General features: G+C 60.2%; 17 protein-coding genes. 1 reads left to right on the top strand and 16 read right to left on the bottom strand.

The window, feature by feature from the left end; all coding sequences use genetic code 11:
- Positions 1–30: 30 nt before the first annotated feature.
- From Q5H92_RS08860 to Q5H92_RS08785, 16 genes are all read right to left on the bottom strand, one after another.
- Positions 31–210 (bottom strand): hypothetical protein, encoded by a 180-nt coding sequence (locus Q5H92_RS08860; protein ID WP_305011155.1) that lies wholly within the window; start codon positions 208–210, stop codon positions 31–33.
- 49 nt (positions 211–259) lie between these two features.
- Positions 260–709, bottom strand: a complete 450-nt coding sequence (locus Q5H92_RS08855; RefSeq protein WP_305011154.1) for a VRR-NUC domain-containing protein — start codon at positions 707–709, stop codon at positions 260–262.
- On the bottom strand, positions 710–1,105 hold the full coding sequence (locus Q5H92_RS08850) for a hypothetical protein (protein ID WP_305011153.1): 396 nt from the start codon (positions 1,103–1,105) through the stop codon (positions 710–712).
- 2 nt (positions 1,106–1,107) lie between these two features.
- Entirely contained in the window at positions 1,108–1,392 is a 285-nt protein-coding gene (locus Q5H92_RS08845) for a hypothetical protein (protein WP_305011152.1), read from the bottom strand.
- Between the two features lie 115 nt (positions 1,393–1,507).
- On the bottom strand, positions 1,508–3,007 hold the full coding sequence (gene dnaB, locus Q5H92_RS08840) for a replicative DNA helicase (protein WP_305011151.1): 1,500 nt from the start codon (positions 3,005–3,007) through the stop codon (positions 1,508–1,510).
- Positions 3,007–3,930 (bottom strand): hypothetical protein, encoded by a 924-nt coding sequence (locus Q5H92_RS08835; protein WP_305011150.1) that lies wholly within the window; start codon positions 3,928–3,930, stop codon positions 3,007–3,009. Before Q5H92_RS08835 ends, dnaB begins: the two co-directional genes overlap by 1 nt.
- Positions 3,931–3,995: 65 nt before the next feature.
- Entirely contained in the window at positions 3,996–5,063 is a 1,068-nt protein-coding gene (locus Q5H92_RS08830; RefSeq protein WP_305011149.1) for a 3'-5' exonuclease, read from the bottom strand.
- On the bottom strand, positions 5,056–5,295 hold the full coding sequence (locus tag Q5H92_RS08825) for a hypothetical protein (RefSeq protein ID WP_305011148.1): 240 nt from the start codon (positions 5,293–5,295) through the stop codon (positions 5,056–5,058). The genes Q5H92_RS08830 and Q5H92_RS08825 overlap by 8 nt, the downstream gene beginning before the upstream one ends.
- The gene (locus Q5H92_RS08820) at positions 5,288–6,331 is read right to left on the bottom strand and encodes a hypothetical protein (protein ID WP_305011147.1); all 1,044 of its coding nucleotides are present in this window, start codon (positions 6,329–6,331) and stop codon (positions 5,288–5,290) included. The genes Q5H92_RS08825 and Q5H92_RS08820 overlap by 8 nt, the downstream gene beginning before the upstream one ends.
- A 69-nt stretch (positions 6,332–6,400) precedes the next feature.
- Positions 6,401–6,820 (bottom strand): hypothetical protein, encoded by a 420-nt coding sequence (locus tag Q5H92_RS08815; RefSeq protein WP_305011146.1) that lies wholly within the window; start codon positions 6,818–6,820, stop codon positions 6,401–6,403.
- A gap of 5 nt (positions 6,821–6,825) precedes the next feature.
- Complete coding sequence (locus Q5H92_RS08810) at positions 6,826–7,959, bottom strand: hypothetical protein (RefSeq protein ID WP_305011145.1); 1,134 nt, start codon at positions 7,957–7,959, stop codon at positions 6,826–6,828.
- Between the two features lie 76 nt (positions 7,960–8,035).
- Positions 8,036–8,374 carry a hypothetical protein gene (locus Q5H92_RS08805; RefSeq protein ID WP_305011144.1) on the bottom strand — a complete coding sequence of 113 codons (339 nt, stop codon included), beginning with the start codon at positions 8,372–8,374 and terminating at the stop codon, positions 8,036–8,038.
- A complete protein-coding gene (locus tag Q5H92_RS08800; protein WP_305011143.1) occupies positions 8,367–8,771 on the bottom strand; it encodes a hypothetical protein in 405 nt (134 codons plus the stop codon). Before Q5H92_RS08800 ends, Q5H92_RS08805 begins: the two co-directional genes overlap by 8 nt.
- Positions 8,772–8,803: 32 nt before the next feature.
- Entirely contained in the window at positions 8,804–9,100 is a 297-nt protein-coding gene (locus Q5H92_RS08795) for an endonuclease (RefSeq protein WP_305011142.1), read from the bottom strand.
- Positions 9,101–9,104: 4 nt separating this feature from the next.
- Positions 9,105–9,461 carry a hypothetical protein gene (locus Q5H92_RS08790; RefSeq protein WP_305011141.1) on the bottom strand — a complete coding sequence of 119 codons (357 nt, stop codon included), beginning with the start codon at positions 9,459–9,461 and terminating at the stop codon, positions 9,105–9,107.
- 75 nt (positions 9,462–9,536) lie between these two features.
- Complete coding sequence (locus Q5H92_RS08785; RefSeq protein ID WP_305011140.1) at positions 9,537–9,734, bottom strand: hypothetical protein; 198 nt, start codon at positions 9,732–9,734, stop codon at positions 9,537–9,539.
- 167 nt (positions 9,735–9,901) lie between these two features.
- On the opposite strand from Q5H92_RS08785, the gene Q5H92_RS08780 reads away from it, so the two are divergent.
- Positions 9,902–10,648 (top strand): LexA family transcriptional regulator, encoded by a 747-nt coding sequence (locus tag Q5H92_RS08780; RefSeq protein WP_305011139.1) that lies wholly within the window; start codon positions 9,902–9,904, stop codon positions 10,646–10,648.
- Positions 10,649–10,656: the final 8 nt, after the last annotated feature.

The following is a 10,656-nucleotide window of genomic DNA, read 5'->3' as shown; positions in this document are numbered from 1 at the left end:
TAAAATTCCGAACCCAACGGAAGCCTTTGGCTAATTTTTCCCCTTTGTTTTTAGGATTCTTTCCCGTTCAGCCAACTTGTAAAGCTTTTTGGTAGAGATGCCCAACTCAACCGATAACTCCTTCATCGGACGCCCCAGGCGCATATAGTTGGTTTTAAGAAAAGTGATGGTGGTTGTGGAGTGGTGAATGTAGGCGCGCGGAGCGGGCATAGGGATAGCAGAAAAACGTTTCGGGTTGAAGTATCGTAGGGCCGCCACCCTACGAGCGCAGGGCCTGGGCCCAGGCGTTGAATTCCGCGCGTATTTGGTCGAGGCTGCGCCCCTCGCAGGCGAAGCCGCCGGCCCGGCGCACCTCGTCTAAAAAGCTGGTTTGTTCAGGGCTGAGCTTATCCGAGCCCGTTTTTATTTCGACGGCGACGAACCGGCCCGTTGCCCGATGGTAGCCGAGCACATCCGAGATGCCGGGCGTGGCCGAGCCCGCGCGAAACACCTCGCGGGTGGGGTCGTACACCGCGCCATTGTTTTGGCGCCATGCTTTGCAGCCGCCCAGCGTGAGCATCTTCACCACGGCCTTGGTGAGCTCATTGGTCGGGCTGGCCTTCTTCTTGGTTGGGGCGCGTGCCTTGGCCACGCCCACCGAGGCGGCGGGCGTGGCGTAACGGGCGCGGAATTGCTCCGAGGTGAGCTGCTCAGGCTTGCGAGGGGGCATTTACAGATAGGGCAGTTTCAGCGCGGCCTGGCACAAGGCCAGCGGCAAATCATTCACGGTGCCGAGCCAGCGGGCCGAAACACCATCTACACCCCCACGGCCACGGTCACGGAATTGCAGCCGCACCTCGCCGGCGTTGCTGCTGATATCCACGACAATTTTCTTGGCCAGCAGCAGCCCCAGCAGCTCCAGCATGGCCGGGCCATCTACTGAGTAGCGGGGCAGCCAAGCCCAGCCGCCGGAGCCCTTGCGCTGGTAGCCGGGCACGTTAATGCCTGAATTAGTTGGCCGGTAGGGTTGCAGGCGAAACAGGTGCCGGCCTACTAGCATATCCGTATCGGGGCCCGGCGTGAGGGCGTCGATTTGCTCGGTAGTGAGGTGGGTGTTGATTTCCATTTTTACAGCACTGAGCAAGGTTCGTGAGCAGCGCAGGCGCCGCACTGCCCGCAGGGGATATAATTGTTTTGCCGGGCCGCAGCACCGGGAAGCATGGCGTTGGGAACAATGGAGTAGCCGGCGGTGCCCAGCATCATAAACAGGGCCGCCGCCTGCTCCTCAGTTACCATGCGGGAGGAAATGCCTTCTTCCAAAAGCCAATCGCTGACCACCTCGGCAACGATAGCCAGCGGATTTTCGAGGGGCTCGGCTCCGGCCGCCAGCTGGGGGGTTTTTGTATTACACATTGGGTTGGGTGACCACTCGGGCCGTTAAGGGTTGGAGCCAGGGAAGGCAAATGCAGCGGTTGCGCGGCTGCCCGCAGTCGGGGCAGGCCGGCGGAAAAAACAGGGATTTCATAGGCTAGAAAGGCAGGTCGTTATCGTCATCATCTTCGCGCGTGTGCTCGGTCGAATTGGGCAGCCCGCCGAGCTTCACCACGGCCGCGCCCACCTGCAGGTCGGCAAAGGCCCCCTCCTGTTTCAAGTCGAAGAAGCGGCCCTCGCTGATATGGCAGCCGGTGATGATTTCGCCCAGCGCCCCGTTGCGGTGCTTGGCCAGGTCGAATAGCAGCGTGTCCTTCGTGGCCGTGCCGTCCTGGTATTCTTCGATTTCGTAGTATTCGCCGCGCCACAGAAACACGATGGCGTCGGCGTCCTGCTCGATGCTGCCCGACTCGCGCAGGTCGCTGAGCTGGGGCCGCCGTTCGCCGCCGCGCTTCTCCACGTCGCGGCTGAGCTGCGAGAGGGCAATCACTGGCACGTTCAACTCCTTGGCCAGCTCTTTAAGCCCGCGCGTGATGCTGCCGATTTCCTGCTCACGGTTGCCCTTCTGGCTGCCCTTCATCAACTGGATATAATCCACGAGCACGAGCTTAATGTCGTGCTCGGCTTTCAGGCGCACGGCCTTGGCCCGTAGCTGCTGGATGCTGAGGCCGCTGGTGTCATCAATGCGCAGCTTGGGGGTTTTGAGCCGAGCAGCCGCTTTATAAATCCGGTTGAACTCTTCCTCGCTGGCCACACGGCCGGCCCGCAAGTCGGAATTAGCATAGCCCTCCAACTCGCTGGCAATCATGCGTTGCATGAGTTGCAGCTTGGGCATCTCCAGCGAGAAGATGGCGCAGGCCTCGCCCAGGTCGAGGGCACAGGTGCGGGCGAAATGCAGCATTGCAGCGGTCTTGCCCATCCCCGGCCGCGCCGCCAGCACAATCAAATCCGAGGGTTGCCAGCCGTTGGTGGCGCGGTTCAGCTCCCGAATACCGGTATCTACACCCGTCATGCCTTCCTGCTGCATGGCCTGGGCCAGCGCGCGGAAAGCAGCATCATACACCTCCTCGCCCCCGGCCACCTGCTTGGTTTCCATCGTACCATGCAGGTTGATGAGCCGGGTTTGGGCCTCGGTCACCAAGTCGAGCGGGTCGGCGCCGTCGTCGTAGCCATGCTGGGCCATGCGGGTGCCGGCTTCGATGATTTCGCGGCGGGCGTAAAACTCCTGCACGAGGCGGCAGTGCGTTTCCAGGTGGGCCGAGGAATTGACTTTGGTTGTCAGGTCAGCCACGGCGAAAGGCCCGCCGGCCCGTTCCAATACCCCGAGCTTGCGAAGCTGGGTTACCACCGTGATTTGGTCAACGCCCTCGCCCGCCTCAAAAAGCGCGCGGATAGCTTTGAAAATGAATTGGTGGGCAATGCCATAGAAAACGGCCTCGGTGGTGATGATGCCGAGCACCGTGGCCAGGGCCGGGGCTTCGAGCATCATCGCGCCGAGGATAGCCCGCTCAGTGGCCAGGTCGTGCGGGGGGAGGTAGCCAAGCTCCGGCTTGGGGCTGGCTACCGTCGAAATGGGTTTAGTGGGTGCGGCAGTCATTAGCGCCAGGATGGTTTAGGTTTGGATGGGGAGGCTGAGGAGCGCTCGGCTTTCTCGGGCGGGCCTTGGGGTTGGACAGGCTTGCGGTCGGCTGCTTTGGCGGGCCAGTCGCACTCGCACCAAGTGCCCAGCGAGTAAGGCGGGGCCTGGCCTTCGTGCCCGGTGAACTTGTCGAGGTTGTGGGGCGTGAGGCTGGCCCCGGTGAAGAAGTCGCGGAAGCCGGCGAATTGCTCCCGCAGCTCCGCGAGCTTGCCCTGCGCCGCCAGGGCCAGGGCAAAGCGGGTGAGCTTGGCCCAGCTCTGGAAGTTCTTGGCCTCGCTCACTTTCCAGAGTGGCGCCATCTGCTTCACGAAGGCGCGGGCCTCGTCGGCATCGTCGGCCGCCGGGGCGGGGGGCGCCGCAACGGGGGTGGGGGCAGTAATTAAGCTTTCAGCAGGGGAAGAAGAATTTTGAGAAAAATCCGCGCCCGCACCTGTTTTGCTTTGGTTTGTTTTTCCCTCCCTATTTAACTTACTATTTAAGGTTGCAGATTCTGCAATAGCCTCTTGCGAATCCTGCAATAGACCTGTTGCAGATTCTGCAAGAGGTTCTTGCGGATTCTGCAATAGGTCGGGCCTCTTACCTGTTGCAGATTCTGCAACAGGTAGGCCGTCGAGCGAGGGCGTGAGGATGCGCTTATGCCGGCGGTTCTGCTTCGTGTCACGATGCAGCAGCCGGGCGTCGGCCAGCTCCTTAATGGCCTGGCCTACGATGCGCTTCGAGAGGTCGAGGCGGTCAACGAAATAATCATCTTCCGCCCACACCTGCCCCTTCACCTTATACAGGTTCAGCACTTCGGAAAGCACCAGCCGAGCCGCCCAGGTTATTTTCTGGGTCAAGACCCATTCTGGAATGGTGAGGCCGTGGGCAATCGAAATAGACATACGAGGAGGCGAGGATGGGGCAGCACCGCCAGCGGCGGCGTTCATCAGGACGGCTTGGGCGGCACTCATGCGGCTTCGACAAAAAGGCCGGGGCCGGCCGGTACAGTGTTTTTCTTGCCCTTGCTGGGCTTGGGTGCGCCGAATAGCTCGCCGCGCGTGATGGGCTGCAGCTCGTGGAGTTTGCGCAGCACCTGAAAAGTCATGAGCACGTCGGCCTTTGCCCGGTGCTCACCACGGCGCCGGATGCTGAAATGCTGGCACAGGTCGGCCAAGCCCACCCCTTGGCCTTTGGGCAGCCGTTTGCGGGCCAGCGCCATTGTGCAGAGCCAGGGGTTGGGCAGTTCGTCGGTGGCGCCGAGGCGGGCCCGGGTGGCGTCGATGATGCGCTTATCGGCCGGCACGTTGTGGCAGACAATGAGCGAGTCGCCCACGTACTGGCGCAGCAGGCCCAGCACCTTTTTCTCGGAGGGGGCGCCGTGCAGGTGTAGCGCGGTGATGCCCGTTAGCTCAGTCACGAAGCGGGGCAGGAAACCGCCGTAGGCTACGAAGGACACGAAGGCTTCGCGGGGCTCCAGGTTGATGTAGCGAATGGCGGCCACTTCCAGCAGGTGAGCACCCTCGGGCACAAACTCGGTATCGATTACCGTGAAGTCATCGAGTAGCTGCGGCCCGGTAGCCAGCGGCAGAGCTGCCACGGCTGCCGGCGCCGGTTGTTCGATTACTGCCTCCGGTTCAGCGGCCACGGGCTGCGGTAGAGATGCTTCGCTGCGCACTGGCGCGGGCTTTGAAAGCGAGCCCAGGGCCGCGCGCATCTCGGCCAGCTTCTTTTTAGCAGCCCTGTCGGTGTCGGCCTGAGCTTTCTTTTTGGCCGCCACTACTTCATAACGAGCCAGGGCAGCCGCATACACCTTGGCGGTGCTGGGCTGGGCCCGCTGCGGCACAGGGAACGGCATGGGCTTGGAAAACCACATCGTTTTATCCTCGCACTCATTCACCGAGCAGAGCAGCCACGCGCCTTCCTTATCGGTGTAGTATTTGAAATACTCGGTGTGCCAAGTGCATTTCTTCTTTTCGGCGCTCTCCTGGCCACGGCCTACGGAGGTGGTGCGCTGGAAGTATTGAGCCTCACTCATTGGGCACCTCCCCCAGCTTTCGCTGCTCGGCCACAATGATGTTCAGATGCTGGCGCAGGGACTCGCCCAGCGTGCCGCGCGGGTGCTCCTCTACCACGGCCAACCCCTTCGCCACGTTGCTGTGGGCCGTGGCCCGCTGCTCAGGTGAGCAGCGGGCGTAATATTCGGCCAGCACTTGGTCGGGGTTGTCGCTGTCGAGCAGCGCCCTAATGGAGAGCTGCGGGCTATTCATCGTCCTCGTCCTCGTTATTGCGGCCGGCCTGGAAATCGGTGATGATGTCGTAGAGCCCGATTTCTTTCAGTCGCTCGTTATACTCATCCTTCCGTGCCTGCATTTTTTCCTCGAAACGCTGCTCGGCACCTTCGCCCAGGTACTTCTCAATGGCTTGGCGTACCATCGCCCGAGCTACGCGCGGCAGCGTTACAATGGCGTTGGCCTCGCACTTGCGCTCCCCGATGGTGCGGAGGTATTCCTGCACGTAGGGCAAACTATGGTTGGGGTGCCTCGGGCTGGCGAGGTTGCCGCCCGAGCCCGTAATGAGGTTGTCAATCCAGGTAAAGCCGTTGGCCTTGATGAAATCGTAATTCAGGCCGAAGCGGTCAATAATGAGGTCGGCGGGGTCGTAGCCGTCCGTCCCATCGCCCCAGGTTACCTCACTCACCTGTTCCAGATTGTTGCGCAGCGTTTCGCTGATGCGCTTCCCGTCGGGGTCGTGGTCGCCGCAGTAGAGCAGCACACACTTCAGCCCTTTATCCTCGGCCTCTTTGAAGCGGCGGGCATACTCGGCCCGCTGGAGAATAGATGACCAACCTTTGCTGTTAGCAATCGGAATTTTGAACTTCTCGCAAACAGGTGCAAAGAGGGTCACGAGGTCGATTTTTTCGACTACGCACTGGATATAATATTCTTCATCCTCCCACCAGTCGGGGGTGAAGTACTTGCCGCCGTTGAGCACGTCGCGCGTCATCCATCCGATGACGTCATCAACGTCGCCATCGTATTCCTCCTCTACACCCTGAAACTGGCGGGCCGATTCCTCAGCTACAAAATCCACCGGAATCATGCCCTGGCGGCGCAGGTCGTTGATGGCGTCGGCCACCCGGTCGAATTGGTCCTTATTAATAAGGCCCTTCTGCTCCATGATGTAGCACCAGCCGCGCGAGCTGACCTTGAAGCCAATTTGGCGCGAGATGCTTTTGAGCAGTTGGGCGAATTCAAGCTTCCGCTTGGGGGTGAAACGTTTGGAAAAATCAAAAGTGGATTCCATTATCTTTGTCTAAGAAGTAGTTAAAGAATGGGAGGGGCCGCGTTCGAGCGCGGCCCCTCCTTCGTTTTTCTAGCTGAGCACCGGCTCAGCGCGGGCCGCGAGCACGGCCTCCACTCGGTCGGCCAGCCAGCGCAGCTCATAGGGCGCCAGGTGGTAGGCGCGGGCGAAGCTGCGCACTTGGTCACGCTCGCTTTTGTCCTCAATGCGGTGCATCACGTCGCGGAATTCGTCCCAGCTCAGCGAGGGCAGGCCCTCAGGTTTGGGGTTCCTGTAGAGCCAGCAGTGGAATTGCATTTGCCGCAGCGCCCAGGTCTTGGCCAGCTTGTCGGCATTGTCCGTCAGCGTCGCGGCCAGGGCCTCGGTAGCGGCCATTTTCTTCGCGTAGAAGTGGCGCAGCAACGGGTTCCGGAGCCAGAAATCCAGCGCCTCCGAGGCGTCGAACGGGGCCCAGGCGCGCGGAATAAATTCGGATTGAGCAGTTACCAGCATGGCGACTAGGCAGCTTTAGGGCCGCCGTTCTCGCGGTCATCGATTGCCCTTTGCAGCTTGGCAATGGCTTGGTTGGCCCGCTCCTCGTCCAGTCGGTTGATGTTGAGCAGCATCTTCGTCTTCTCGGGGCGGGTAATCACCGGATGATTCAGCATCCGAATGATTTGCTCCTTTTGGGCGGCCGTAGCGTACTGCACAGGCTTGGAGGGCTCGTGCGCTTCGTCGGTGCCTACTACCCGCATCTCGGGCGCCTGAATGTTGCGCTGGGCCGTGTCTACAATAGTGCTGGCCGTTACCCAGGGCAGGCCCGCATCTACCAGCAGTTGCAGGGCGTCGGCGCGGTAGCCGTCGTTTTTGCTGGAGGCAAGCAGCTTGTGCGCCAAGTCGCGCTGTGCCTTGCTGGCCACGGCATTCTCAGCCGAGGGGCTGTTATGTTCGGGGGCGTCCCAGCGCACTTTCGTAGCGTTGCAAGCCAAATCAAAAAGCTCGTGGCCCTTGTGCTCTTTCAGGTTGGGCCAGAGGGTGCGTAGGTCGGCGCTGGTGTTCACAGCCAGCACAGCTTTCACGGCTTCGTCAGCGGTGTACCCTACCTCTGTAGGTACAACGGGGGCGGCGAGCACCGTGGCGCTGGTGTTATAGTCCATCTCCTCGGCGGGCGTGGGCTCGTAGCCGGCGGCGCGGATAATCCAGGCCAAGCAGTTGCGGTAAGCCTTGCCGATGGCCCTCGTTTGGCTCATCGACATAATGGCAAATTCCTGATAGAATTTTTTGCCGGCTTCCTTATTCGAGCACACGGCGAAGCCGGCCCCTACGGTGGCGTTGTGGCGCAGGTCAAAGAGCGTCACTTTGGCCTGATATTTCAGCTCGTGCTCATTGCTCACGTTGATGACGTGCTCAATGATGGGCACGATGCCCAGGCGGGAGCCGGCGTATTGCCAGCCCTCCACGTTCACGAACTCTTTGCCCTGCACGTTCGTAGTGAGCTTGTTTTCCAAGATGAACTTGGCGAGGTCTTTCGCCAAGTCGAGGGTTTCATCGGAGCGGGAAATGTCGAAGCTCTCGGCTTTGACTTTCTTGGTGCCGCTGGCTTTGGTGCTCAGGGCCTTGCTGGCGCTGGTGTTATTATCGGCGGTTGCCATATATTTGCAGGAAATGAGGGGTTTGACTTCGGTTGAATCCTGCCCGCCCAGGTGCTACTGGGCGGGCTTTTTTATGCTATTCTTCGAGGGTATCGACTTCGTGCCAGCCGCGCACATTCACCGGGGCGGCGTGCTCGGCCGTGGTGGCGTGGGCCTCGGCCGGCGCCGTGGCCCGAGTCGTCGAGCATTGGGTGAGGCCGGCCAGCACCAGCACCAGCAGCAGCAGGGCCGGGATGGAATCGGCGCGGCGGCTGGCCGTGGCCGCCGCCTCGGTGAGGGTGCGCTGGTGGGCTTTGTCGAGGGCGCTTTCGGTGGCCTTCTTGGCTGCCTCGCGCAGTTGGCCGGCGCAGCAGCGGCCGGAAACCATGCGCGTGGTGGTGCCCGGCGAGGGGGGCAGGATTTGAAGGCTAAGCACTGGCGAGGCTCCCTTCCATCTTTTGCACAGCCGGCAGCAGCTTAGTGTCGCGGGCCCAGGCGCCCAGCTTTTTGGAGAAAACGGCCAGCACTTCTTCGGGCGAGTTGGCGGCGAATGCGCTCACGGCGATGGTGAGGAAAACAGGCTCGTAAGCAAAGAGCTGATAATCGGCATGGTCGTCGCGGCCGAGGCTCTGGTGAACCGCTACCTCCATCTTGGGCAGGCCGGCGTCGGCGATGATGCCCAGGGCCTGCGCCTTGATTTCGGCCAAGCTCATCTGTTCAATCTGCGGCACGTAGGTAGCGCCGGCCGCGAGGGATTGGGAAATGTCCGGCAGGTCGCACTCGCTGACGTGGTGCCGGCTTGGGGTTGTGGGGATTGTTGAGGGGTTTGCCATCGTGCTAAATGGTTTGGGGTGAATGGATTGGATTAGGCCCGCCAGCGGCGGTATTTAAATTTTTTGAGGTCGGGGCGGCAGAGGGGGCAGAAGCAGCGGCAGCCGTTGCGGTTCTTGAGCTGGCGCTCGAAGGCGCGGGAGGCGTTGCGCCAGATGCGGGCCACTCGGTAGGTGATTCCTTCGATGTTGAGCACCTGCGTAAGCCGGGCGCCCTGGCCGGCCCGATGCACTTTCAGGCGCCGCAGCGGGCTTTCGCGCTTGGTAAATCCGACGTAGTGCTGCGCGTGAGCCAGTGGCTTATCGAAGTGCAGGAGATAGACCGTGCCCATTGCGCTACTGCTTTTTGGGGTCGGCTTCGGGCGTCATGTCGCCCATGAATTCGCGGCAGGCTATTTCGCTCACCACGTACTTGTTGCCGTTGCGGCGGTGGCGCAGGCCGCCATCCTTCACCGGCAGGCTCAGGTAGCGGTAGAGCGTATCGGCGCTCATTTTGAGCCGCACGGTTAATCGGTCGTCGTAGTCGCAGCCTTGCGTAATGTTGGCGCCCATGTGGTAGGCACGGCTGAGCTCCTGCTGCTTGGCTTTTTCGCTGGCGAACTGGCCGGCGGCCTGAGCCATTACCTCGGCCTGGGCAGGGTCCGAAAGCATCACGGCCAGGTTCTGGCCGGGAGCAATTTGAAGCGTGAGCATTGGAGTTATCATTTGGCTACAATTAACGGCAAGCAGATACAAAAAACGTTAAGAGCGGGGCAAAAAAAGGGGGTGCTACTCGGCAGGCTGAGTAAGTGCTTTTTTACCTGCCTCCAAAACTGTAATGAGCGTATCCTCAAAGTTTTGGCGCTTTCCACTATCGACAAAAGCCTGAGCTTGCAGCTTTTGAAGGGCAGTGTGCAGCGGCTCGGGTATTTGGGCTCGAATCCAGACGAGCGCGGTTTCCGGAGGGGGCGTGAGGGTATCTGGCATGGGTTTATGTGGTTGGTTGGAAGACAAATATAGGGAGTATTTGTAGCAAAACGATAATTCACGCTAAATAGTTTTCCTCTGCGCTACTTGTCGCTACAATTCCCTACACGTTGTAGCAAGTTGTAGGAATAGGAGTTAAAATTGCACCTCCATCCTTCGACACCGCCATGACACCGAACCCCAACCAAGCCACACGACTAGCTGAACTGCGCCGAAAAAGCGGCCTTACCCTCAAGGAAGTAGAAGAAGCCTTGCGGAAAGCCGACCCCAAAGCGGCCCGAAGTTTTGCGGCGCTGGGTCGTTACGAAAAGGATGGAACAATTCGCATCAGCATTGAAACCCTGCACTGCTTGGCTAAACTCTACAAAACCACACCAGAATATATAGAGCACGGCATCGGCGGCGTTAATGCCGGCGATGCAACAACAAAGCAAAAAGATACTATTTCCAATGCTCGGATTCGGCCTGCGCGCCCCACCGATGACGAGCCGTTATATCTGCCCCGCGTCCCCGTGCGGGCCCGCGCCTCCTTCGCCGAATCGTTCGCGTCGGATGCCGGATTCGAGGACTATGAGCTTTCACTTATCCAAAATCCTACCCCTGAAATGCGAAAAAACGGCAGTATCGAGATGGAAATCGACGGGGACAGCATGGAGCCCACGCTGCTAAGCGGCTGGTTCGTGGCCTGCACGTTGGTAGATAAATCAAATTTCAAGTATATGACCTCAGGAGTTTACGCCATTGTGTTCGGTAACCACTTCGTGGTAAAGCGCATCAAGGACAACGACCTGAGCCGCAACGGCACCCTCACGCTGCATTCGGATAACGAGCGCGCGGGCAGCCTGACGATTAACGAGGAGGACATCGTGAGCATCTGGAAGGTGCAACGGGTGACGGAAGGAAAAATTATGTAACTCCCCTA

The organism is Hymenobacter mellowenesis, assembly GCF_030581005.1.
In the GTDB taxonomy this organism is placed as follows: Bacteria; Bacteroidota; Bacteroidia; order Cytophagales; family Hymenobacteraceae; genus Hymenobacter; species Hymenobacter mellowenesis.
This window is presented reverse-complemented; position numbering and strand designations above follow the sequence as displayed.